The sequence below is a fragment of the Amycolatopsis sp. NPDC104587 genome, assembly GCF_055583645.1.
The window spans coordinates 68,085-88,834 of sequence record NZ_JBVJNO010000008.1 but is presented as its reverse complement, the minus strand read 5'-3'; the positions used below and the strand labels follow the sequence as shown (position 1 = coordinate 88,834).

26 protein-coding genes and 3 pseudogenes are annotated in these 20,750 nt (G+C 70.5%); 17 read left to right on the top strand and 12 right to left on the bottom strand.

Features of this window, described 5'->3' with window-relative positions; all coding sequences use genetic code 11:
* Nucleotides 1–5 precede the first annotated feature (5 nt).
* Nucleotides 6–479: an SRPBCC family protein gene (locus ACZ61C_RS25350; protein ID WP_465310306.1), complete on the bottom strand. Its 474-nt coding sequence runs from the start codon at nt 477–479 to the stop codon at nt 6–8.
* A 309-nt stretch (nt 480–788) separates the two neighbouring features.
* Here ACZ61C_RS25350 and ACZ61C_RS25345 point away from each other — a divergent pair, with 309 nt between their 5' ends.
* Nucleotides 789–1,187 carry a sigma factor-like helix-turn-helix DNA-binding protein gene (locus ACZ61C_RS25345; RefSeq protein ID WP_465310305.1) on the top strand — a complete coding sequence of 133 codons (399 nt, stop codon included), beginning with the start codon at nt 789–791 and terminating at the stop codon, nt 1,185–1,187.
* Between the two features lie 30 nt (nt 1,188–1,217).
* Here ACZ61C_RS25345 and ACZ61C_RS25340 read toward each other — a convergent pair whose 3' ends face one another.
* Entirely contained in the window at nt 1,218–1,418 is a 201-nt protein-coding gene (locus tag ACZ61C_RS25340; protein WP_465310304.1) for a hypothetical protein, read from the bottom strand.
* Nucleotides 1,419–1,825: 407 nt separating this feature from the next.
* On the opposite strand from ACZ61C_RS25340, the gene ctaD reads away from it, so the two are divergent.
* Entirely contained in the window at nt 1,826–3,598 is a 1,773-nt protein-coding gene (gene ctaD, locus ACZ61C_RS25335) for an aa3-type cytochrome oxidase subunit I (protein WP_465310303.1), read from the top strand.
* Between the two features lie 144 nt (nt 3,599–3,742).
* Here ctaD and ACZ61C_RS25330 read toward each other — a convergent pair.
* A pseudogene (locus tag ACZ61C_RS25330) lies at nt 3,743–4,532 on the bottom strand (SDR family oxidoreductase).
* Nucleotides 4,533–4,732: 200 nt separating this feature from the next.
* Here ACZ61C_RS25330 and ACZ61C_RS25325 point away from each other — a divergent pair.
* Together ACZ61C_RS25325 and ACZ61C_RS25320 are read left to right on the top strand one after the other, a co-directional pair.
* Complete coding sequence (locus ACZ61C_RS25325; RefSeq protein WP_465310302.1) at nt 4,733–5,599, top strand: manganese catalase; 867 nt, start codon at nt 4,733–4,735, stop codon at nt 5,597–5,599.
* Between the two features lie 342 nt (nt 5,600–5,941).
* Nucleotides 5,942–6,253, top strand: coding sequence for a hypothetical protein (locus ACZ61C_RS25320; protein ID WP_465310301.1), 312 nt, complete (start codon nt 5,942–5,944; stop codon nt 6,251–6,253).
* Between the two features lie 10 nt (nt 6,254–6,263).
* Here the strand turns inward: ACZ61C_RS25320 and ACZ61C_RS25315 are convergent, their stop codons facing one another.
* Nucleotides 6,264–6,443, bottom strand: coding sequence for a hypothetical protein (locus ACZ61C_RS25315; protein ID WP_465310300.1), 180 nt, complete (start codon nt 6,441–6,443; stop codon nt 6,264–6,266).
* Between the two features lie 214 nt (nt 6,444–6,657).
* Here ACZ61C_RS25315 and ACZ61C_RS25310 point away from each other — a divergent pair.
* A pseudogene (locus tag ACZ61C_RS25310) lies at nt 6,658–7,708 on the top strand (NAD-dependent epimerase/dehydratase family protein).
* A 106-nt stretch (nt 7,709–7,814) separates the two neighbouring features.
* On the opposite strand, the gene ACZ61C_RS25305 reads toward ACZ61C_RS25310, so the two are convergent.
* A complete protein-coding gene (locus tag ACZ61C_RS25305) occupies nt 7,815–9,701 on the bottom strand; it encodes a SpoIIE family protein phosphatase (protein ID WP_465310298.1) in 1,887 nt (628 codons plus the stop codon).
* Nucleotides 9,701–10,798 carry an ANTAR domain-containing protein gene (locus ACZ61C_RS25300; protein WP_465310297.1) on the bottom strand — a complete coding sequence of 366 codons (1,098 nt, stop codon included), beginning with the start codon at nt 10,796–10,798 and terminating at the stop codon, nt 9,701–9,703. Before ACZ61C_RS25300 ends, ACZ61C_RS25305 begins: the two co-directional genes overlap by 1 nt.
* A 148-nt stretch (nt 10,799–10,946) precedes the next feature.
* Between ACZ61C_RS25300 and ACZ61C_RS25295 the strand changes: the two genes are divergently transcribed.
* Genes ACZ61C_RS25295 through ACZ61C_RS25285 form a run of 3 tightly spaced genes read left to right on the top strand, consistent with a single transcriptional unit; the run spans nt 10,947 to nt 12,853 of the window.
* The gene (locus tag ACZ61C_RS25295) at nt 10,947–11,105 is read left to right on the top strand and encodes a hypothetical protein (RefSeq protein WP_465310296.1); all 159 of its coding nucleotides are present in this window, start codon (nt 10,947–10,949) and stop codon (nt 11,103–11,105) included.
* Between the two features lie 42 nt (nt 11,106–11,147).
* Nucleotides 11,148–11,636, top strand: coding sequence for a hypothetical protein (locus ACZ61C_RS25290; RefSeq protein WP_465310295.1), 489 nt, complete (start codon nt 11,148–11,150; stop codon nt 11,634–11,636).
* Nucleotides 11,633–12,853, top strand: a complete 1,221-nt coding sequence (locus ACZ61C_RS25285) for a glycosyltransferase (protein ID WP_465310294.1) — start codon at nt 11,633–11,635, stop codon at nt 12,851–12,853. Before ACZ61C_RS25290 ends, ACZ61C_RS25285 begins: the two co-directional genes overlap by 4 nt.
* Before the next feature lie 137 nt (nt 12,854–12,990).
* On the opposite strand, the pseudogene ACZ61C_RS25280 reads toward ACZ61C_RS25285, so the two are convergent.
* A pseudogene (locus ACZ61C_RS25280) lies at nt 12,991–13,092 on the bottom strand (glycosyltransferase family 2 protein); the annotation flags it as partial.
* On the opposite strand from ACZ61C_RS25280, the gene ACZ61C_RS25275 reads away from it, so the two are divergent.
* A complete protein-coding gene (locus ACZ61C_RS25275) occupies nt 13,093–13,737 on the top strand; it encodes a zinc-binding dehydrogenase (RefSeq protein WP_465310724.1) in 645 nt (214 codons plus the stop codon). It begins immediately after the preceding pseudogene.
* 28 nt (nt 13,738–13,765) lie between these two features.
* Here ACZ61C_RS25275 and ACZ61C_RS25270 read toward each other — a convergent pair whose 3' ends face one another.
* Both ACZ61C_RS25270 and ACZ61C_RS25265 read right to left on the bottom strand, forming a co-directional pair.
* Nucleotides 13,766–14,047, bottom strand: a complete 282-nt coding sequence (locus ACZ61C_RS25270) for a hypothetical protein (protein ID WP_465310293.1) — start codon at nt 14,045–14,047, stop codon at nt 13,766–13,768.
* 116 nt (nt 14,048–14,163) lie between these two features.
* The gene (locus tag ACZ61C_RS25265; RefSeq protein WP_465310292.1) at nt 14,164–14,535 is read right to left on the bottom strand and encodes a hypothetical protein; all 372 of its coding nucleotides are present in this window, start codon (nt 14,533–14,535) and stop codon (nt 14,164–14,166) included.
* Nucleotides 14,536–14,651: 116 nt separating this feature from the next.
* On the opposite strand from ACZ61C_RS25265, the gene ACZ61C_RS25260 reads away from it, so the two are divergent.
* The 5 genes from ACZ61C_RS25260 (at nt 14,652) to ACZ61C_RS25240 (ending at nt 16,503) form a co-directional block, all read left to right on the top strand.
* Nucleotides 14,652–14,936 (top strand): hypothetical protein, encoded by a 285-nt coding sequence (locus ACZ61C_RS25260; protein WP_465310291.1) that lies wholly within the window; start codon nt 14,652–14,654, stop codon nt 14,934–14,936.
* Nucleotides 14,937–14,972: 36 nt separating this feature from the next.
* Complete coding sequence (locus tag ACZ61C_RS25255; RefSeq protein ID WP_465310290.1) at nt 14,973–15,254, top strand: DUF3140 domain-containing protein; 282 nt, start codon at nt 14,973–14,975, stop codon at nt 15,252–15,254.
* On the top strand, nt 15,251–15,472 hold the full coding sequence (locus tag ACZ61C_RS25250; RefSeq protein WP_465310289.1) for a DUF6480 family protein: 222 nt from the start codon (nt 15,251–15,253) through the stop codon (nt 15,470–15,472). Before ACZ61C_RS25255 ends, ACZ61C_RS25250 begins: the two co-directional genes overlap by 4 nt.
* 281 nt (nt 15,473–15,753) lie before the next feature.
* A complete protein-coding gene (locus tag ACZ61C_RS25245; RefSeq protein WP_465310288.1) occupies nt 15,754–15,948 on the top strand; it encodes a DUF2795 domain-containing protein in 195 nt (64 codons plus the stop codon).
* A gap of 174 nt (nt 15,949–16,122) precedes the next feature.
* Complete coding sequence (locus ACZ61C_RS25240; RefSeq protein WP_465310287.1) at nt 16,123–16,503, top strand: VOC family protein; 381 nt, start codon at nt 16,123–16,125, stop codon at nt 16,501–16,503.
* 11 nt (nt 16,504–16,514) lie between these two features.
* On the opposite strand, the gene ACZ61C_RS25235 is transcribed toward ACZ61C_RS25240, so the two are convergent.
* A complete protein-coding gene (locus ACZ61C_RS25235) occupies nt 16,515–17,276 on the bottom strand; it encodes a cytochrome P450 (RefSeq protein WP_465310286.1) in 762 nt (253 codons plus the stop codon).
* 64 nt (nt 17,277–17,340) lie between these two features.
* On the opposite strand from ACZ61C_RS25235, the gene ACZ61C_RS25230 reads away from it, so the two are divergent.
* Genes ACZ61C_RS25230 through ACZ61C_RS25220 form a run of 3 tightly spaced genes read left to right on the top strand, consistent with a single transcriptional unit; the run spans nt 17,341 to nt 19,559 of the window.
* Nucleotides 17,341–17,898 carry a hypothetical protein gene (locus ACZ61C_RS25230; RefSeq protein ID WP_465310285.1) on the top strand — a complete coding sequence of 186 codons (558 nt, stop codon included), beginning with the start codon at nt 17,341–17,343 and terminating at the stop codon, nt 17,896–17,898.
* Nucleotides 17,899–17,947: 49 nt separating this feature from the next.
* Nucleotides 17,948–19,084: a glutathione-independent formaldehyde dehydrogenase gene (locus ACZ61C_RS25225; protein WP_465310284.1), complete on the top strand. Its 1,137-nt coding sequence runs from the start codon at nt 17,948–17,950 to the stop codon at nt 19,082–19,084.
* 10 nt (nt 19,085–19,094) lie between these two features.
* On the top strand, nt 19,095–19,559 hold the full coding sequence (locus ACZ61C_RS25220) for a hypothetical protein (RefSeq protein ID WP_465310283.1): 465 nt from the start codon (nt 19,095–19,097) through the stop codon (nt 19,557–19,559).
* A gap of 412 nt (nt 19,560–19,971) precedes the next feature.
* Here the strand turns inward: ACZ61C_RS25220 and ACZ61C_RS25215 are convergent, their stop codons facing one another.
* Both ACZ61C_RS25215 and ACZ61C_RS25210 read right to left on the bottom strand, forming a co-directional pair.
* A complete protein-coding gene (locus ACZ61C_RS25215; protein WP_465310282.1) occupies nt 19,972–20,430 on the bottom strand; it encodes a DUF4383 domain-containing protein in 459 nt (152 codons plus the stop codon).
* A gap of 24 nt (nt 20,431–20,454) precedes the next feature.
* Nucleotides 20,455–20,709, bottom strand: a complete 255-nt coding sequence (locus tag ACZ61C_RS25210; protein ID WP_465310281.1) for a hypothetical protein — start codon at nt 20,707–20,709, stop codon at nt 20,455–20,457.
* Between the last annotated feature and the right edge of the window lie 41 nt (nt 20,710–20,750).

Genomic DNA, 20,750 nt, shown 5'->3' with positions numbered 1-20,750 from the left:
CTTGCTCAGACGTGGTGTTGGCCGGGACGGTCGACGTCGCCGCGCCACGCGCCGGTCTCGTGGCCGTCGCGGGTCTCGATGAACTTCTTGAACCGGTCGAGGTCGCCCTGGACCCGACGGTCGAGGATGCCGGTCTTGTCGGCGACGTTCTCCACGAAACCCTCGGGGTCGACGTCCATCTGGACGGTGACCCGAGTGCGGGTGTCGTCGAGGCGGTGCACGGTGACGACGCCGGCGTGGTCGGGGCCGGAGTCGGACTTCCAGGCGACGCGCTCGTCGGGGTTCTGCTCGGTGATCGTCGCGTCGAACTCCCGGGTTACGCCGGCGACGCTCACGGTCCAGTGGGTGTGGGTGGCGTCGAGCTGCTCGATCCGGTCCACGCCTTCCATGAAGCGCGGGAAATCGGCGAACTGGGTCCACTGGTTGTAAACAGTGCTCAGGCCGGCGTCGACGTCGACCGATTTGGTGATCGTGCTCATGCCGCGGTCAGCTCCTTCAACTGGTGGGGCGAGACCGTGCTTGTCGGGCGCGGTCTCTGATCGGCTACCCGGCGAATTGCTGCGCAAACGATCCGGCGTCGATAGGTGACTGCGCGAAAGTCGGAGGGAGCCGGTCGGCGTCCGACATGATCGCCGCGAAACGACCGTCACGTCGTCGCCGACTGAGGTGACCCACCGTTTATCGGTTGGCACGCGGGGTACAACCGCCGCGTGCAGCCGCTTCCCGCCCCTCACTCAGCTCTTGAAGCCGAACCGGTCTGGCGGTCCGAACCCGACCTCCTCGGCCGGATGGTCACCTTCGTCTACGGCGTCGCCCGCCGGAGCGGGTGCTCGGCAAGGGCCAGTCGCCGGCTCTGCCGGCGCGTGTGCCGGGCACCGGACTTCGTGCGGGAGCACGATCGCGCCACCGAGCCGACCGGGCGCCTGCTGCGCACGGCAGTGATTCGGCGGCTGCACGCCGAGCTGGGCAAACGCGGCCACGATCGCATCACGACCGCCGTGCGTGACGCCGTGCTGCTCGACGAGGTCGCCCTGCTCCCGCCGCGCCAGCGGTACGCCGTGCAAGCGGTTTTTGTCCAGCACTCGACCCCTGCGGAAATCAGTCGGTTGACGGGCTGGAGCCCGAGGCAGGTCACGCGCCTGACCCAGGCGGCGCTCGGCACCCTGTCCGCGCGAAGCAACCCGTGACCCGCCGCCGTCACCGAGTCGGCGGAGCTGTCAGCGCGATGCCCCGTTTTCCGGCAGCACCCCGTCTCCGGCCGGCATCCGGGCCCAGACGATCTTGCCGCCACGCTCGGTGTCGGCCTTGTATCCCCACTCGTCGGCCACCCGCGAGATGAGCTTCAGGCCGATACCCGCTTCGGTGGATGACGGGACGACCGGCCAGATCGGCGATGGATCGTCCACTTCGATCGTCACGCTGCGCTCCTCCGGTTCGGCGACCACCCGGACCTGCCGCGGGCCTCGTCCAGCGCCGGACATCCACGAGCGCCGACGGATCGGTCCCGGCCAGCCCCATGCTCCAGGGTGCGCTTCGCTCATGGCACATCCCGGTGGCTGCCCGCTCGTGTACAGGACAAAACCGGGCGTCCGTCAGCGGATTTGAGCACTTCCTCGGCGGGAATTCCCCTTTTGGGCACCGCTCGTGACGCCGACTCGGCCGGGCTTCGGCGGGTGCGGTCCCGGTCCCACTTCGACGACTACCGCGTCCGCCTCCTGCACCGCGGCGAATTCCGCCCGCTCCGATCGTGAGGTGTATCCGGCGCGGGGTGGGGTACCTGCGCGCCGACCGGCTTTCCCGACGGCGGCGACGAGGAGTATCTCCGATGACCGACACGGTGGCCAGGTCCGCTCCGATCCGCCACCGCCCGGTGTGGCACGCCCCGCGCGGCTCGGCGATCCTGAAGACACTCCGCACCACCGACCACAAGACGATCGGCGTTCTGTACCTGTCGACGTCGTTCGGGTTCTTCCTGGTCGGCGGCCTGACAGCGCTGCTGATGCGCGGCGAGCTGGCCCGGCCCGGCCTGCAGTTCCTCTCCCCCGAGCAGTACAACCAGCTGTTCACCATGCACGGCACGATCATGCTGCTGCTCTACGCGACCCCGAACCTGTTCGGCTTCGCCAACTTCGTCCTGCCCCTGCAGATCGGCTCCCCGGACGTCGCGTTTCCCCGGCTCAACGCGTTCTCCTACTGGCTCTACCTCTTCGGCGGCCTGGTCGTCCTCTCCGGCTACCTGACCCCCGGCGGGCCGCCCGACTTCGGCTGGACCGCCTACACCCCGCTGTCCAACGCCATCCATTCCCCCGGCGTCGGCGGGGACCTGTGGATCGCCGGCCTGATCGTCACCGGCCTCGGCACCATCCTCGGGGCAGTCAACATGGTCACCACCATCGTGTGCCTGCGTTGCCCCGGGATGCTCATGTGGCGGATGCCGATCTTCACCTGGAACATCCTGTTCACCTCGATCCTGATCCTGCTCGCCTTCCCGATCCTCACCGCGGCCCTGTTCGGTCTGCTGGCCGACCGGCACCTCGGCGCCCACGTCTTCGATCCCGAAAACGGCGGCCCGATCCTGTGGCAGCACCTCTTCTGGTTCTTCGGCCACCCCGAGGTCTACGTCGTCGCTCTGCCCTACTTCGGCATCGTCACCGAGATCATCCCCGTCTTCAGCCGAAAACCCTTGTTCGGGTATAAGACGATGGTGTTCGCCACCATCGCGATCACCGCGTTGTCCGTGGCGGTGTGGGCGCACCACATGTTCGCCACCGGCGCGGTGCTGCTGCCGTTCTTCTCGTTCATGACGTTCCTCATCGCCGTGCCCACCGGGATCAAGTTCTTCAACTGGATCGGCACCATGTGGAAGGGCTCGGTCACGTTCGAGTCGCCGATGCTGTGGTCGGTCGGATTCCTGGTGACGTTCCTGCTCGGCGGCCTCACCGGGATCATCCTCGCGTCGCCGCCGCTGGACTTCCACGTCCACGACAGCTACTTCGTCGTCGCCCACTTCCACTACGTCCTCTTCGGCACGATCGTGTTCGCCACCTTCGCCGGCATCTACTTCTGGTTCCCCAAGATCACGGGCCGGATGCTCGACGAGGGCCTGGCGAAATGGCACTTCTGGACCACATTCCTCGGCTTCCACACGACGTTCCTCATCCAGCACTGGCTCGGCGCCGCGGGCATGCCCCGCCGCTACGCCGACTACCTCTCCACCGACGGCTTCACCTGGATGCACACGCTGTCCACCATCGGCGCATTCCTGCTCGGGCTGTCGGTGCTGCCGTTCATCTGGAACGTCGTGAAGAGCTACCGCTACGGCGAGCCCATCACCGTCGACGACCCGTGGGGCTTCGGCAACTCCCTCGAATGGGCGACGACCAGCCCGCCGCCGCGGCACAACTTCCTCGAGCTGCCCCGGATCCGCTCCGAGCGGCCCGCGTTCGAACTGCACTACCCGCACATGATCGAGCGGATGCGCGCCGAGGGCCACCTCACGAAGGGTCATCCGAAGGGCGCCGCATCGCCGTTCGAGGTCGCCGCGGGAGCCACCCAGCCCGACGAGCAGGGCGGGTCCGAGGAGCCACCGGGCCGGTGACGTCGTGACAGCGTCCGTCTCACCGCGCGGGAGCGGCGGCTGGTGACCATCGACGACCTGCGCCGCCTGCTCGGGTCTGCTGTGCCGGCGCCCGGCTCGCCGACCGCGTAGGTCAAGCCGCCCTCGAACAGAGGTCGTCCGCTCCTACAGGATCGGTGTTCCGCCGGTGACCGCGACGCGCGCACCCGAAACATAGCTGCCGTCATCGGACGCCAGCAGCACGTACACCGGGGCCGGCTCCGCCGGTTGTCCCGCACGGCCCAGCGGCACTTGCTGCCCGAACGACTCCACCGCCTTCGGCGGCATCGTCGACGGGATCAGCGGCGTCCAGATCGGCCCCGGCGCCACGCTGTTCACGCGAATCCCCCGCGGGCCGAGCAACTGCGCCAACGCGGCGCACATGGTGGCTACGCCCGCCTTCGTGACGTCGTAGGGCATCAGCTGCGGAGTGGGGTTGTCGGAGTTGACCGACGAGCTGCCGATGATCGACGCCCCGGCCTTCAGGTGCGGCGCCGCGGCCTTGACGAGGTGGAAGAACGCGCTGAGGTTCGTCGCCAGCGTGTGGTCCCACTCCTCGTCCGGGATCTCCTCCAGGGTCTCGTGCGTCATCTGGAAGGCGGCGTTGTTCACCAGGACGTCCAGCCGGCCGAACTCCTCGACCGCCCGGGCGACCAAAGCGCGGCAGTGGGCCGGGTCGGCGACGTCACCCGGGACGACGACGGCCGTGCGCCCCGCGTGTTCGACCCAGCGCCGCGTTTCCTCCGCGTCGTCGTGTTCGTTCAAGTAGGAAATCAGGACGTCGGCGCCTTCGCGCGTACGCGATCGCCACCGCGCGGCCGATCCCGCTGTCCGCGCCGGTGATCAAGGCGGCTTTCCCGGTCAGCTTGCCGGAGCCGCGGTAGGTGTGTTCGCCGTGGTGCGGCCGCGGTGACATCTCCGCGGTCGAGCCGGGTGGGTTCTGCTGCTGGGCGGGCTGGGACACGACTGACTCCTCGGTCGGCAGGTGCGCGAACAGCTCCCTGGTACCCCCGGCCTTCCCGTTCACACGACGTCCGCCCGCTTCCGCCCCGGCGTGGTTAACCGTCCGTCGACCGGGCATGCGGAGCGGACACCGCCGGCGACCCAGGAGGAAATTTGTTCCGCCACACGAAGCTGCTGCAGTTCGAAGCCAAGCCCGAAAGGCCCGATCCCGTCTACGCCCACAAGCTCCAGGAGCTCATCGGCGGCGCCTTCGGCGAAATGACCGTCACGATGCAGTACCTGTTCCAGGGCTGGAACTGCCGCATCGAAGGCAAGTACAAAGACCTGATCATGGACACGGCGACCGAAGAGATCGGGCACGTCGAGATGCTCGCCACGATGGTCGCGCGCCTGCTCGAGGGCGCCCCGGCCACCGTCACCGCCGAAGCGGTCAAGGACCCCGTGATGGCCGCGACGATCGGCGGGATGGACGTCCAGCAGGCCATCGTCGCCGGCGGCGGGGCGCTGCCCGCCGACAGCAACGGCTATCCCTGGAACGGCCGGTACATCGTCGCCTCCGGCAACCTGCTCGCCGACTTCCGGGCCAACGCCGCCGCCGAAGCCCAAGGCCGCCTGCAGACCGCGCGGCTGTACAACATGACCGACGACCCCGGCGTCAAGGCGATGCTGCAGTTCAACCTGGCCCGCGACACCGTGCACCAGAAGCAGTGGCTGGCCGCCATCGAAGAGCTCAAGGCCGACGGGCTCGAGGAAGACATCGCGCCGAACGCCTTGCTCGACGAAGAGGACCAGACCCACAACCACACCATCTGGCACCTCTCCGACGGTCCCGACGGCGCCAAGGGCACGAGCTGGACCACCGACGCCGGCATCGAATACCTGATGGACCCCGAACCGCTCGGCGGCCCCGGCACCGCACCGAAACCCGACCCCGCCCTCTACGGCACCTACGCACCCCTGCAGGACGCCAAGGGCACCGCCAAGGGCAAGGCCAAGGAAGTCAAGAACAAGCTCACCTGACGCGAAAGGAACGCTCACGGCCGGCACGCCCGCGACGTCCGCACGGAAATCGCCGACTTCTTCCGACGCGATGGACGACTCGCCCCGCGCCCGGCAATGCCACGGGCCGGCTCCCGTTCCCCACCGGAACGGGAGCCGGCGCCAAGGCCCCTCTCGGAGCTGCGTCAGAAGTCCGGAGCCGAGTCGACACCCGACGACCGGGTTGCAGGAAACCAAGCCCGGCGCGCGGAAAACATCCGCGACGACGACTGACCAGCCGTCTTTCCCCTGGTGCTCAAGGGAAATCGCCGGTCTCCGCGGTCGCCGGAGTTTGGCGTGCAGGCGCAAGGGAAACCGGCCGCGATGCGACACCTCCCCTGGCGGCGACGCCGCCCGAACACCGGCCGCACCGTCGTGTTCCTCGGTGACTCCGCGCGGCTGGCCATGGCCCTTCACCAAGCCGAGCTGGCCGGGTTCATCCCGATCCAGGTGCCCCACACCGCGCTCATCTGCGCCGTGGCCGACGACGACGTCCACACCGGGCGTGCCGGCACCGCCGAGCTCGCCACGCTGCGCAGGGTTCACGCCCTCGGCATTCCTTGCCTGACCCCGGACCAGGCGATCGCCTGGCTCGAGCAGCTGACAGCCCGGTTCTCCGGCCTCCTTCGAGCGTGAGTGGCCCGTTTCAGCCGAGCCGCGCGGCCGGCGCCGGGCGGCGACAACCGAGCCGGCCAAGCACCGCCGGCACGACTTGCGCCGGTGCGCCCAGCAGATCGGCGCCGAGCAGGCCGAGTGGCTCGCGAAGCTGATCGGCCACCTCGTGACCGTCATGGCCCGGTGCGGCGCCGGCAACACCGGGACTCACCCACCGAACTCCTCCGGCACGCCCTGCCGCCGCTCGCCGGCGCGACTGAAGCAGTGGTCGTGGGCGCGCCCTCGGCCGTCCGCCAGGCCGCCTCACAGGTGTCGTGGCGGAACTCGACGGGGTCTCTGAAGCGATCGCCGGGCACTCAGCGGAAACCTCCGGTCTGAGCGCCCCGATCCGGTTCGCGCCTGTCCGAGGGGGTAACCGATCGGCCATGGGAAACGCGAAGCGAATTGTCGTGACCGGCGACCGGCAACATCGGCACCGGGGTGGTGGCCGCGCTGGCCGCTGATCACCAAGTCGAGGCGGTCACCGGGCTGGCCCGGCGGACCTCGCCGGCGAACCCGCCCAAGACCCGGCTGGTGCGGGCGGACGTCGAGCGCGACGACCTCGTGCCGCTGTTGCGCGGCGCCGACGCGGTCATCCACCTGGCGTGGTTGTTCCAGCCCACCCGGCGTCCCGAGCGCACCTGGCGGGCCAACGTGCTCGGCTCGATCCGCCTGTTCGAGGCGGCGGTGGAAGCTGGCGTGCCGAAGATCGTCTATTCGTCATCGATAGGGGCTTACTCCCCGCGAGAGACCACCACGCCGGTCGACGAGAGCTGGCCGACGCACGGCTGGCCCGGCGCCGCCTACACCCGGGAAAAGGCTTACCTGGAAAGGTGGTTGGACGCCTTCGAACACCGGCAGCCGGACCTCGACGTGGTCCGGATCCGGCCTGGGTTCGTCTTCCAGCGTGCCGCGGCCTCCGAGCAGCGACGGCTGTTCGGTGGACCGTTCGTGCCCGGCAGCCTGGTCCGTCCCGGCCTGCTGCCGGTGTTCCCGCACCTGCCCGGCCTGCGGCTGCAGGTCGTGCACACCGCGGACCTGGCCGACGCGATCCGCCGCGCCACCCTGCTTCCGGTCACCGGCGCGTTCAACGTCGCCACGGAGCCGGTCGTCGGCACGAAGTTCCTGGCCGACCTGTTCGGCGCCCGGACGGTCCCGGTCCCGGCCGCCGTGGTCCGCTCGGCGCTCGCCGCCGCGTGGCGGCTGCACCTGGTGCCCGCGACCCCCGGGCTGTTCGAAGCGGTGCTGCGGTTGCCGGTGCTGAGCACGAGCCGAGCCAAGTCCACGTTGGGCTGGCAGCCGCGCCACGACGCGGCCGAGACGGTGACGGAGTTCCTCGCGGGACTGCGAGCCGGCGCGGGCGGCGGCACCGCTCCCCTCGCTCCGGACGACCAGCGGCTGCACGAAGTGGCGACCGGCGTCGGCCACCGGCCGTGACCGGGCACTGCCGGGTGTTCCCGGTTCCCGCAGCCCCTGCTGGACGGCGGGTTCGATCATCGACCGCGAATCCACGCTCTCGCCGGCGGGAAGAGCCCGGTTGCGCTTACCACCCGGTGTCGGGATCGACCGTCCGGTGCGGCAGATCGGCCAGCGTCAGGACATGGTCGGCCACGCCACCGGCCGGTGCGAACAAGGTCAGTGCGTCCCGGCGCGCGTGCAGCACCGCGACCGCCGCGCCGGTCAGCTGCGTGACCGCCGTGAGGTCCACCGTCAGGCGGTGTGTCCCGCCCAAGGTCGAGCGGTCGAGCTCGGTGGCGAACACCTCCGCGTTCGCCGTGTCCAGCGGGCCGTGCACGGCGACCCGGTTACCCGGCGCCCGGGGCTGGTCGAGCAGGAGCATCGCCTCGGGCTCGACCGGGTCTGTGGCGTCCGCCGGTGTCAGCAGCCGGGCCGGGCGGGACAGCCGGTGGTGCACCGTGGCCGTCGTACCGGTCGCGGCCTTGGTGACCGTGAGCTCGTCGACGAACTGGGCGGTCATCGCCAGGCCGAGGCCGTGGTCGCGCTGGAAATCGTCACTGCCGGGATGGCCCCGGGTCCGCCACCGCCCGTCGTCGACGACTTGCAGCCTGACTCTGCCGTCGCCGGCCAGCTCGGCCGTGACCGTGACGGTGCCACAGGGCTCGTCCGGGTGGCTGTGCTCGGCCGCGTTGGTCACCAGCTCGGTGACCGCGTGCGTGAGCGCCAGGATGTCCGGCTCGCCCGCGTCCTGGTCCAGCAGCCAGATCGACAGTGCCGCCCGTGAGTCGCCGATCGGGTCTTCCGTGCGGCTCAAGTTCAGTTCCAGCCGCAGCGGCGCCACCAACCCACAGCGCCCCACGGCCAGCAGGGTCACGCCACCGGGATGGCCGGCCCGTTCGATCGTCTGGGCGCAGACGCGGTCGGCTGCTCGTTCGGCGGTCCCGTCGGCGACCGCGCCGGCCACGGTCTGGGCGAGATCCTCCGCTTCTCGCCCCGGCCGGAGCACGAGGTCGTGGAGCACCAGCACGTCTCCGGCGCCGATCTCGGCCGTCGTCGGGGTGTAGTGCGCTCCGGTACCCAGTGGCCCCTGCGGCGTCGCCGGCAGCTGCCGGGCTTCGCCGCCGGTCACCAGCAGCGGCTGAGGGTGTCCGGCCGAGCAGCGGATGAGCGAGCCGTCGGCCGGGTCAAGCAGGACCGCACACACGGTCGCGCCGTAAGCTTCGGGCACCCGCTGGGCCAGTCGATCAGCCGCTCGCAGCGCGACCAGGAGATCTCCCGCTTCCTGCAGCCGGTCGTGCAAGACCGCCTTTAGCTGCTCCATCGCGGCCGCCGCGGCCACCCCCTGTCCGGCGACGGCACCGACCATGAGGGCGATCCGGCCATCCTCGACCGGGACGGCATCGAACCAGCTGCCGCCTTCCGCGTCCTCGGCGGGCCGGTGACCGCCCGCGATCCGCACCGCGGGCAGCACCGGCAGGGCGGCCGGCAGCAGCTGCCGCCGCACCGCGGAGGCGACGTCACGAGCTCGCTGTTGCTCGGCCTCGGCCATGCGCTCCCGCTCCGCGCGGCGGCGGGACAGCACCCGGTCGGTGACGTCGCGTGCGTACCCGATGATCCCGGTGACCACGCCATCGTCGTCGCGGTGGGGATCAACCACGAAGTCGAGGAACCGCTCACGGGGAGCGGGTGCGTCCCGGTGGGAGGGGACCGGCCATTCGCGTCCGGTTCCGGTCTTCCCGGTGGCCAGGACTTCCCGGCCCAGGGCGACGATCCGCTGCCCGGTCCAGCCCGGCAGCAGCTCGCGAACCGGCCGGCCCAACACGGATGGCTGGTCGACGAAGCCCCGGAAAGCGGCGTTCACGGCCACCACCCGCAGGTCGGAGCCCTCGTACCGGGCGACGATCACGCCCAGGGTCTGGAACCGGTCCCGCAGGGCGCGTGCGCTGCCGGTTCTGGTGGAGGACTCGCCCATCAAGGCTCCGGGACGTCGAGTTCGGTGTGCCGGCCGACCAGCGTCGCGGCGATCTCGCCGAGCTTGACGTTCAGGTCCTGGGACGTACGGCGCAGCAGGGCGAACGCGGCGTCCGCGCTGAGGCCCTGGCGGGCCATCAGGATGCCCTTGGCCTGACCGATCACGTCCCGGGACTCGATCGCCCGGTGCAGGTTCGCCGAGTGCAGGTCCGCCAGCTCCGCGGCGCGGCTGCGCGCCAGGGCCAGCGAGCCGTGGGTGGCCAGCAGCAACGCTCGGTGCCGGTCGTCGTCGGTGATGGCATGCCGGTGGCTGTAGATGTTCAGCGCCCCGCTGATCCCGGCCGGCTCTGCCAGGGGCAACAACCCGGTGGAGAGCACCGAGCCGAAGCCCTGGCCGGACGCGGCGGCGGCGAACTGCGGCCACGCGGTCGGACCGGCCAGATCCTGGGAGAGCACGTAACCGGGGCTGTCGGGCCGGGCCACCTCGACGCAGGGGCCGACCCCGGTGCGGTACTGGACCTCATCCAGCTCCGAGGCGACTCCGTCGGTCTCGGCCGGGGTGAAGAACCGGCCGGCCGGATCACGCAGCGTCAAACTGACCACCTGGGCGTGCGGCACGACCACGGTCGCGGCGGCCACGACCTGGCGCAACGCCTGCTCGACGGTGGACGCGTCGAGCAACACCCGGGTCAGCGCCGCCAGCTGGCCGTTGAGCTCGTCGAGGGAGCCGCCCTCGCCCCGGCCCTCGGCCGCGATCGCGGCGGCGACGCCGTGGTGCACAGGCAGGCGGTGCCGGGACAACTCCAGACGAAGAACACGCGTGGCGAGCGCGTCCTGCTCCACGACCGCGGCGAGGCGAACCCCTTCGCCGAGCAGCCGCTCGGCGAAAACGGAAAGCATGCGCACCCCGGCCGCGGCGATGGCCATCACGCCGCGCAGGTCGAGGATCACCAGCCGCGGTGGAGGCAGCACCGCTGTGGCGTCGAAGAGCTTCTCCGCCGTGGTCGCCACGCCTGGCTCGTCGAGCACCCCCGAAAGCCGCAGAACGAGCGCGGATTCGACCTGCCTTGGCACGATGTCGACCTCATGGTGAGCCATTGCCCTCCTTCGCGACAGCCTCTCCCTCGAAACGTTCCACGTTCCGGGCCTCGCGAAACACCGCGAGCGATCCTGGGATTCGCCCCGGAGGCGCCCGGGTAGCCGCCAAGGATCGCCACTCGACGACCGTGGCGGGAATCGAGGAATCATGGGCACCGACCATCGACACCAGGTCCCGGAGCCGGACCCGGACGTGCTTCGGCCCGACGACGACCCGGCCGGCTCGAACGGGCGCGAAGCCGGCGAGGAGCTCCGGATGGCGGCCGAGCGTGCCGGACGCGAGCGGCCACAGCCGGAGACCGACTGACCCCGCGGTGTTTAACGGGCGCCGTCCCGGCTAACACTCAAGATGACCACTCTGCGGGTCCTTGGCTCCTGGACCGACGCGTTCGTCCGCGGCCGGTACCGCTGCTTGCTGTCGGTCTCACCGGACGGCGCACCCTGGGGCCTCGGCACGGTCGGCCGCGACTGGCCGAACGTGGGTCGCCGAACAGCGGCGGGTGCCCGCCGCTTACGTCGAGCACAACGCGCCGCGGAAAGCGCGCATCCGGCGGCCCGATGCAGTGACATCCCGCTCGGCCACGTCACGCACTCAACGAACACGATGTGGAACAGCGGCCGTCGGCGCCGGGTGACCGGGGCCGACCTGTTGGAGACGCCGACAGCACAGGCGCCGGTCGACCGGTTCGGCTCGGGCACCGAAGACCTTGCGGGCCCGGTGCGTGGGCGAGCTGACGCCCGCGAACACGCCCTGCGCCACTACGGGCTCGACGCGTTCCTGACCGTGTGGGACGCCCTGCGCACCGAAGTCACCGCCGATCCGGGAGGACACCGATGAAGATCGTGATGGTGTCGGAGCACGCCAGCCCGCTGGCCGCGCTCGGCGGCCCCGACGCCGGCGGCCAGAACGTGCACGTCGCCGAGCTGTCGACGGCGCTGGTCCGGGCCGGTCACGACGTGACCGTCTACACCCGGCGTGCCAGCGAAAACGCGAAGCCGTCGGTCATGACGCGAGCCGGCTACCGCGTCGTCCACGTGCCCGCCGGGCCGCCGCGCACGCTGCCGAAGGACGCCCTCCTGCCGTACATGGGCGAGTTCGGCGCTTTCCTGCGTGACCGGTGGACCGCCGATCGGCCTGACGTCGCCCATGCGCACTTCTGGATGTCCGGGATCGCCGCGACGCTCGCGGCGAACGCGACCGGGATTCCGGTCGTGCAAACCTTCCACGCGTTGGGTGTGGTCAAGCGCCGTCACCAAGGCGCTGCCGACACCAGCCCGGCCGACCGGATCCGGCTGGAGCGGCTCGTCGGCCGCCAGGCCGACCACGTAATCTCCACCTGCTCGGACGAGGTGGACGAACTCTGCCGCATGGGTGTCCGTCGCGCGGACGTGTCGGTGGTGCCGTGCGGAGTCGACCCGGACGCGTTCGGCCCGACCGGGCGCCGCGCCCGTCGCAACGCACTGCGGCGCCTGGTCGCGGTCGGCAGGCTCGTGCCCCGCAAGGGGTTCGACCTCGTCATCGCCGCACTGTCCCGGCTGGCGCACACCGAGCTGGTGATCGCCGGCGGCCCCGAAGGCGGTGACCTCGCGGCGGATCCCGAAGTCATCCGGCTGCGAGAGCTGGCGGACCGGTTCGGCGTCGCCGGCCGCGTCCGCTGGCCGGGTCAGGTGTCGCGCAAGAACATGCCCGCCCTGCTGCGCTCGGCCGACGCCGTGGTGTGCACGCCGTGGTACGAGCCGTTCGGGATCGTCCCGCTCGAGGCGATGGCCTGCGGGGTGCCGGTGGTGGCGACCGCGGTCGGCGGCCTCGTCGACACGGTCGTCGACGGCGTCACCGGCGCGCTCGTCGCGCCCGGACGGCCGCGTGAGCTCGCGCTCCGGATCGGGCGCCTGCTGGACCACGGGACCCTGGCGGCGACCTACGGCAGCGCGGGTCGCGACCGCGTGCTGGCCCGGTACACGTGGGACCGGGTCACCGCGGACACCCTGCGCGTTTACCAGCACCTCGTCGCGGCCAAGACGCCGGACTCGACGACCGTACCCGCGGGCCGCTGACCGCCACTGCGGCTCTTCCAGCACCCGCAAGCCCTTTTCCACCGTGGGCGGGCGCCGAACCCGGCCGACCGGAGGACGGACGGCGCAGGCGGCTGTCCCGGCTGCGGGACGGCGGGGGTGGACCACGACGTTCACCGCCCAGCCACATCCGGGCCGGGCGCCACGCCGGGACCGGGCGAGTGCCGCATTTCGGGGGTGATCGGATCCTCCTCCAGGCCGGGCGCGACGCTGCAGCGGCCGTGCTCGTGCTCGGCGCCGGAGCCGTCGGCCAGTTCGCGATCGCGTCCGCGAAACGCCAGGGCGCCGGACGCGTCTTCGTGGTCGACGGCATCGCCTCCCGGCTCGCCGCCGCCCGCGCGCAGAACGCCGAGACGATCGACTTCAACGCCGAGGACCCGGTCGCGCTGGTCCGTGAGCTGACCGGCGGGATCGGCGTGGACCGGGTGATCGATGCCGTCGGTGTCGACGCGCAGCACCCGGCCGGCGACCACGGTGGCGGCCTGGAGTCCGAAGTGGACGTCGCCGCCCCGCAGGCGGCGCCGGACGGTGACCAGTGGGTCCCGGGCAACGCGCCGAGCCTGGCCGCGCGCTGGGCGGTCGACGCGGCGGCGAAGGCCGGCACGATCGGCGTCGTCGGGGTGTACCCACCGGCGTTCGACCGGTTTCCCCTTGGTCTGGCCATGAACAAGAACCTGACCGTCCACATGGGAAATTGCCACCACCGCCGGTACGCGCCGAAGCTGCTGGAACTGGTCGCCTCCGGTGCGGTGGACCCGCCGCCGTTCATCACGCAGCACGAACCGCCGGCCTCGGCGATCGACGCCTACGGCACGTTCGACCGGCGCGAGGAAGGCTGGCTCAAAACCGTCTTGGACGTCGGCTGACCTCTCGCGGCCGTGCGGTGACGCGGCGTCACCGCACGGCGAACCGGGGCGGCTCCCGCTCTTCGAGGGTCAACGTCCGGCCGTCCACGACGTCTCCGGTGGCCTGGTCGAGGAAGACCCGGGCACCGGTGTCGTCGACGAAGACCGTGTCGGTCTCGGTGGGCGCGGGCGAGACGGACACGGTGACCGCCGGCTTGCCCGGTTCGGCCGAGGCCAGCGCTTGGACGCGCAGCCCGCCATCCGGGTCGGCGCCCTCGGCGCTCACGAGCTCCAGGATCGCCTGGGCCGCGTCCGCGTCGATGATCAGCATTTCGCACCTGCCCGGTGCCACGTGGCAGCCGCGGTCATGATGTCCCGTGGGGTAGTCATGACACCTCCTCGATAAGTGGTCCCCGGTGGCTACCCACCCGGCGTGCGGCTACACGTTCATCGGGCAAGCACCGTCCGGTGGATCCCGGCCCGGTCCAGCGCGACCGCGACGTCCCGGTCGGCGGTCAGGACCCGCACTGAGCACCGGCTCCGCCCGGCGCGCACGACAGCCGCTTCGACGACGGCGACCACCGTGTCCCCCGCGGTTCGGCAGCGGGAGACGTCCAGGAAGACCGTGCCGCAGCACAACTCGCAGGCCTCCGCGACCTCCGCCACCACCGGCTCGACATCGGCTTCGGCCAGCTGCCCTTCGACGGCGATCGAGATCACGCCGTCGGCGGCCAGCACATGGGTTCTGAGCCGACGCGCCTTCCGCCCCGCGACCGGCTGTTCGAGCGCCTTCACCACATCCACCCCTTCGGTTCGCATCACCGGCTCCGTGTGTGCCCTCGACGGGCGGACTTACACCCGCGCCGGGTCGCAGTGCCGGGTAACCGGCCTCCAGACGGGTACGCGGACCTGGTCGTCAATCGAAAGAGGCACTCATGCTGGATGAACAAGACCGAAAAGAGTTGCGCGCGCTCGAGGCCGGGTTACGGCCGCCCGCGATCCGGCGCGTCTTCGCCGCCCACGTGTTCGCCGACCGCATAAGCTGGATCGCCGTGCTGGTCTTCGCCGAGGTGACCGCGGTGCTCGCGGTGGTCGCCGCCATCGTCGCGGGCGCGGGCGGGCTCGGTTTCACCGGATTCCTGGCGGGGTGCGCGTTGGGATGCGTTCACGTGCGGAACCGGAGGCGTCCGGCTACGGACGAAAGGTCACCCGCCCGGTGAGCGATTACGACGGGCTGCCGGGGTACCCGCCTGACCATGGACGACGAACAGACCCGCACCGGGTTCGGCGCGTGCGTGAACATGACGCCGAAGCAGCTGGCCGAGTGGCTGGACACCGACGAATCGCGCAGTTCCGGACAGCATGACCAAACCGAGTCGGTCGGACACCGGTCCGGCGACGACCACGCGCACATGCGCAAGGTGGTCGGCTACATCCACCGCCACCTCGCCCAGCGCCTCTCCGGCGACGTGCACGAGACCACCTGGCGGTACTCGCTGATGAACTGGGGCCACGGCCCGGTGAAGGCGACGTCGTGACCGCGCCCGGCCCGGAACCGGACGACACTCCCGGTCTCGAACCCGGCGGCTCGGTCCGGCCGGGCGACACCCCACCGGACGCCGGCCAGACTTCGGGCCTCTCCCACCCCCAACCGATCCCTTCCCGGGTCCCGGCCGTCGTCGCGCTGGTTCTGGTCGCCGTGCTCGTCCTCGGCACCGCGGCCTTCTTCGTGCTGCGCGCGTTCGACCTGCTTTGACCGGACCACAGCTACGAGAGCGGCAGGCGTTCGTCCGCTCAGCGGAACTCGGGCAGCACGTGCTCCTGCCAACCGCGGATGAACGCGGACGCGGGATGACCTGCCCCAAGCCGGCCGGACAGCGCCCGATCACCAATCACCCGAACGGGCTCCGGTCCGGCTCGCCGTTCCAGGAGTGGAAGCGGTCAGCGATCCACTGCTTCTCGAATCCGTGGCCTGCGCCCACCAAGCGCGCCGGCGGGTGAGCGTTTGCCTGCGAACGGCCGGGGTAGCCGATTTCGATGGCACCACCGGATCGCGAAACATTCGCTCGTCACCTGTCCGAAGTGAAGTACCCGTGCGGCCGAGAGGAGTTACTGATGCGAGCGGCCGCCGCGGGCGGCGGCGACCAGGTCCTCGGTCCCCTCGGCAACTTGCCGGTCGAAGGTGGCTACACCTGCCTGGACGACGTGTGGGACGCCGTCGGCGCACGCTGACCTCGACGGTGATGGCCCGCGACAAAACCGACTTCACTCCTAGCGAACTGGCGGACCACCTCGGTGTAGATGTCGAGTGGTCCGCGAAGCCACCGAGGTCCACACCGTGGCGGTCTCGCCGCCGGTGAAACTCGAGTCGCCCGAGTTGTCCCGGGCCGGCATTAACCTGAGTCCATGCTCCGACTTGGGTTTCCCGTCATCGGTGTCTCCGACATCCCCCGCGCTGTGGCCTTCTGGAGTGAGGCGCTGCACCTCCTGGCTACCGACGAGTGGGCGAGCGAACACTGGCGCACCTTGACTCACCCCGACGGCTCCCGTGCTCTGGGCCTGATGTCCAGCAGTTCGCCGGTCGAGCCGTATCCACGCCTGCACCTCGACCTCGTGGTCGACTCCGCCACCGAGCAGACGACCGAAGTCGCCCGCCTGATCCGGCTCGGCGCTCGCGACGCGGGCTGGAACCGGTATCCCCCGAAGCCGGACTTCGTCGTGCTCGCCGACCCCGACGGCAACCGGTTCTGCGTTGTCGACCTCAGCCACGCACCTTCAGGCGGATGACCTCGGGCACGTCATGACGAGCGATCGCGGAGCTCGAACCGCAGGCCGAAGTTGTCCAGCGTCAGCGGCAGTCCGCCTGGCTTCAGCGACATCCCCTGAAGCCGGAAGTTGTTCTCCCGCACCAGATTCGCCAGCATCGTCGACGTCGCGAACAGGACCACGTCCCGGCCCGGGCACGCACCGGGACCACCGCTGAAGGGGACCAGAGCCGGGTTGTTCGCCGCGCGGCCATCGAGCCAGATCTCCGGCTCGAACCGGTCGGCATACGGCAGGCGCTCCGGATCGCGGTGGAAATACGGCGTGTAGACCAGGACCGTGGTGCGATCCGGCCCCCACTTCGTCGCCCCGCGGGTCTCGCGCAGCAACGCCGGCGTTGTCGGCCACAGCCGCACCGACTCCAGCACGCTCGCGCGCAGCCGCGCAAGCTGCTGCGGCTCGCTCAGGTCCAGCTCGTCCAGCTCGGCGCGGACTGCGGTGAGCTGATCCGGGTGCGCGGCGAGCAACGCCAGCGTCCGGAACGCGACGATCCCGGCCGCATCGAAGGCGAACAGCCAGTGTGGCAGCTGACCGGCCGGGTCCAGACCTTCCGCGAAAGGTTCGGCGGCCAGCGCCGCGGCGAGGCTGCCCGGGCGCCGCAGTTCGACTTGACGCCGGACGAGCTCGAGGAAACGGTCTCGGGTACGCCGGGTGCCCAGGGGTGGCGTAAGCCCAGTTCCCGGCGCGCCGCAACGGAGCCAGCAGGTCGGTGAGCTCGCGGTCCTCGGCCGTGTCACCACCAAGCGTCACCTGCCGGACGACGCGCCACCAGGAGGTGTTGAACGTGTCCCAGTCGAGCGTGTGCACGTCAAGCATGTCGCGGGCCTGCGTCGCGATCGCCCGTGCCCACGGGTCGGCGAGTTCGTGTACGGCCCGTCCGGATTCGAGAACGGCTTCGTTCAGCTCGCGACGAGCTGCACGCTCGGGTCCTTCGGAGATGAGCACGCCATGCGGCTCGAACTTGCCCAGCGCCGCCTTCTTCTCCTTGCTCGCGGGGCTGAACGGGGATGGCGTACCGGCGAGGACGGTGCCGACGGCCTCAGGGGCGAGGACGAAGTCGATCGAGCGCCGCGGAACCCGCAGGTGCAGCCAGCCGCCGCCGTGGCGATGGCGAAGTTCGCCGAGCAGCCGCACGGCGGTCCGGTCGACCTGCAGTTTCTGCGCGAGCGCCATGACTCGTGGGCGGCGTTTGACGACGCCGGCGAGCACAGTGGGCACCAAGACCCGGCTCCCGTGGTGCGGTGGCTGCTTCGAGCACTTTGTCCGACGGGATCGCGCGGGGTGCTTGTCGCGTCGTCATCCCTGCCGTTTATCCATTGCGGGAAGGCCGAACCCGCCCACCCGTCCGAGGGCGTGTAGGCGCCCTGTTCCCGGGTAGCCGATCAGAAACCCGAGAAGGAGGACCGATATGAAGGCAGTGGTCTACCAGGGCCCGCGCGAAGTCGAAGTCCGCGAGGTCCCCGACCCGAAGATCGAGCAGCCGACCGACGCGGTCGTGCGCATCACCACGACGAACATCTGCGGCTCCGACCTGCACATGTATGAAGGCCGCACCAATGTCGAAGAGGGCAAGATCCTCGGGCACGAGAACATGGGCATCGTCGCCGAGGTCGGGGCCGGTGTGACTCGGGTCAAGGTCGGCGACCGGGTTTCGGTGCCGTTCAACATCGCCTGCGGCACCTGCCGCAACTGCGGCGCCGGCTGGACGTCGTTCTGCGAACGGGTGAACCCGATCGAGGGAATGGACGGCGCCGCTTACGGTTACGCGAACATGGGTCCCTACGACGGCGGCCAGGCGGAGTACCTGCGCGTGCCGTATGCGGACTTCAACCTGCTCGACCTGCCGGCCGGCACCGAGTACGAAAACGACTTCACGATGCTGTCGGACATCTTCCCCACCGGCTGGCACGGTACCGAGCTGGCCGGCATGCGGCCCGGTGACCGAGTCGCGGTGTTCGGCGCGGGACCGGTCGGGCTGCTGGCCGCGCACAGCGCGGTGATCCGCGGCGCGTCCGAGGTCTACGTCGTGGACAAGGAACACGACCGGCTCGCGATGGCCGAGAAGATCGGCACCGTCCCGATCGACCTGGCCGAAGCCGACCCGGTCGAGCAGATCCTCGCGGCCACCGGCGGCGCGGGCGTCGACTGCGGCGTCGAAGCGGTCGGCTACCAGGCGCACGACCACTCGGGCGAAGAACACCCGGAGCTGGTGCTGGACAACCTGGTCAAGGTCGTCCGCTCGACCGGCGGGATCGGCGTGGTCGGCGTCTACCTGCCCGAAGACCCGGGTGCGGCGACCGATCCGGCGAAGGAGGGCCGGATCGGCTGGAACTACGGCAGCTTCTTCATGAAGGGCCAGCACATGGGCACCGGTCAGGCGCCGGTGAAGCGCTACAACCGGCAGCTGCGCGACCTGATCATCACCGGGAAGGCCAACCCGTCGTTCCTGGTGTCGCACGAGCTGACACTGGAGCAGGCGGCCGAAGGTTACGAGAAGTTCGACCGCCGCGACGACGGCTGGACCAAGGTCCTGCTGCGGCCTTGAGGGACCGGTCATGAACGGATCGCCCGACGAAGGCGTCCGAGCCGCCGACATGCTGGTGTGTTCGGCGCGCCGAGGCGAAGACGACGCGCTCGCCGACGCCGTGCTGGAGGTGTGCCGGTCCGGTCCCCTCTCCGCGGCGGTGGTGACCGATCTGGTCGGGCGGTGCGCCGCCGCGATCCGCGCCCGGTGGCCTTCCGCCGCAGATGCTGTTTACACGACGGCGATCGAGGATCACCGCAGCACACCGGTCGACGTCGACCGGCTACCACGCGGTGTGCGTGCCGCCCTGCGGGCCGTCCTCGCCGCACTCAACGACGACGCGTTCGATTCGTCGGTGCACGCCGGGCTCGCGACATCCGTGAGCCCGGCGCAGACGCGGGAAGTGATCCTGCACTGCCTGGTCTGGTTTCTCGAAGCCGACCAGGGAGCCGACGGTCCACCCCTCACGCTGACCTGCTTTGCCCGACCCGCCTGACAGCTTCCGTGCGCGACGTCTGTGGTCACCTGACCAGAGTCGATCACCCTGCGGACGGTCACTCCGGCGCGTTGCCGGAGCAGGCGCGGCCGCCCCGATCACGCTTCGGCGAGCCACAGCCCGCGGAATTCATGACTCCGCGGTGCCGCTGTCGGCCATGCGCGCATCGCGGAGGCTTCCACCGGATGATCGCCTCCCGTGATTTCCTCGGGCAGGCGAGAAGCATCCTGATGGTCCGCCAGGGACTCGCATGACTCCGGTACTCCCGCAAGCCTTCGAGCACAGCAAGCGGTGATGGATAAGGCGTTCGTGCGGTTTGTCGAGGCGTTACGGCCGTTCTTCCGTGCGGGCGCGGGGATCTTCGGGTCCGCCGCGCCCGCACGGTCATGGCGCCGTCGCGTCTGCCTGTGGCTCAGGCGCGCGGCGTGGTCCGGGGGCGGCCGATGGCGGTGGTGATCAGGCCGAGGGCGATCATGCCGATGCCCAGACCGAGGTGCAGCCAGTTGTCGGCGGTGTTGACGGGGACGAAGTTGGCGTCGGAGCCGTGGTCGATGAGCAGCCCGTAGATCCAGAGCACGAGGTAAATCGCGCCGCCGCCGATGAGGAAGCCTCGGGCGCCGCGCGGGGTGCGGGCCAAGGCCAGGCCGGCGACGCCGAAGAGCAGGTGCACGACGTTGTGCAGGACCGAGACCATGAACAGCCCGAGCAGCATGGCCATCGAGTCGTGTCCGGCAAAGGTGAGCTGGTCGTAGTCCGTGGTGAGGCCGGGGACGAACCCGGCGATGCCGACCAGCAGGAAGACGACGCCGACAACGGCGGCGGCGAGCTGGGCGGGAGTGCGGGTCGTGGTGGTGGCTCGAGTGCTGGTCATGGGTGTGCCCTCCTGATGTTTGGGTTAGCAGCCCAAGGTGGTGGCGGCGAACGCCGTCACGCGCGCGGCGCGCGCGACTTGCAGCGGCTTGCCGGCCGGTGCGAACAGCATCGCCAGGCCGATGGCCCCGATCCCGGCGGTCAGGGTCCGCACGTCGGCGGAGACACCGCCGGTCTTCGTAGTGAGACCGCACGGGTTTCGCCAGAAATTTCGGTGCGGCGATGATGGTGGCGCTGTAGGCGGTGGTCGCCGCGCCGAGAAACGGGTCAGCATGGGCATCGGCTACGTCCTTCGCGATGGTGGGGAGTTTGCCGGAGGGG

Excerpts from the sequence above, each read along its gene's own strand:
- ACZ61C_RS25350 (WP_465310306.1), bottom strand. The coding sequence starts at position 479 with ATGAGCACGATCACCAAATCGGTCGACGTCGACGCCGGCCTGAGCACT.
- ACZ61C_RS25345 (WP_465310305.1), top strand. The coding sequence starts at position 789 with ATGGTCACCTTCGTCTACGGCGTCGCCCGCCGGAGCGGGTGCTCGGCA.
- ctaD (WP_465310303.1), top strand. The coding sequence starts at position 1,826 with ATGACCGACACGGTGGCCAGGTCCGCTCCGATCCGCCACCGCCCGGTG.
- ACZ61C_RS25320 (WP_465310301.1), top strand. The coding sequence starts at position 5,942 with ATGCGACACCTCCCCTGGCGGCGACGCCGCCCGAACACCGGCCGCACC.
- ACZ61C_RS25305 (WP_465310298.1), bottom strand. The coding sequence starts at position 9,701 with ATGGGCGAGTCCTCCACCAGAACCGGCAGCGCACGCGCCCTGCGGGAC.
- ACZ61C_RS25300 (WP_465310297.1), bottom strand. The coding sequence starts at position 10,798 with ATGGCTCACCATGAGGTCGACATCGTGCCAAGGCAGGTCGAATCCGCG.
- ACZ61C_RS25295 (WP_465310296.1), top strand. The coding sequence starts at position 10,947 with ATGGGCACCGACCATCGACACCAGGTCCCGGAGCCGGACCCGGACGTG.
- ACZ61C_RS25290 (WP_465310295.1), top strand. The coding sequence starts at position 11,148 with ATGACCACTCTGCGGGTCCTTGGCTCCTGGACCGACGCGTTCGTCCGC.
- ACZ61C_RS25285 (WP_465310294.1), top strand. The coding sequence starts at position 11,633 with ATGAAGATCGTGATGGTGTCGGAGCACGCCAGCCCGCTGGCCGCGCTC.
- ACZ61C_RS25270 (WP_465310293.1), bottom strand. The coding sequence starts at position 14,047 with ATGCTGATCATCGACGCGGACGCGGCCCAGGCGATCCTGGAGCTCGTG.
- ACZ61C_RS25265 (WP_465310292.1), bottom strand. The coding sequence starts at position 14,535 with ATGCGAACCGAAGGGGTGGATGTGGTGAAGGCGCTCGAACAGCCGGTC.
- ACZ61C_RS25260 (WP_465310291.1), top strand. The coding sequence starts at position 14,652 with ATGCTGGATGAACAAGACCGAAAAGAGTTGCGCGCGCTCGAGGCCGGG.
- ACZ61C_RS25255 (WP_465310290.1), top strand. The coding sequence starts at position 14,973 with ATGGACGACGAACAGACCCGCACCGGGTTCGGCGCGTGCGTGAACATG.
- ACZ61C_RS25245 (WP_465310288.1), top strand. The coding sequence starts at position 15,754 with ATGGCACCACCGGATCGCGAAACATTCGCTCGTCACCTGTCCGAAGTG.
- ACZ61C_RS25240 (WP_465310287.1), top strand. The coding sequence starts at position 16,123 with ATGCTCCGACTTGGGTTTCCCGTCATCGGTGTCTCCGACATCCCCCGC.
- ACZ61C_RS25225 (WP_465310284.1), top strand. The coding sequence starts at position 17,948 with ATGAAGGCAGTGGTCTACCAGGGCCCGCGCGAAGTCGAAGTCCGCGAG.
- ACZ61C_RS25220 (WP_465310283.1), top strand. The coding sequence starts at position 19,095 with ATGAACGGATCGCCCGACGAAGGCGTCCGAGCCGCCGACATGCTGGTG.
- ACZ61C_RS25215 (WP_465310282.1), bottom strand. The coding sequence starts at position 20,430 with ATGACCAGCACTCGAGCCACCACCACGACCCGCACTCCCGCCCAGCTC.
- ACZ61C_RS25210 (WP_465310281.1), bottom strand. The coding sequence starts at position 20,709 with ATGCCCATGCTGACCCGTTTCTCGGCGCGGCGACCACCGCCTACAGCG.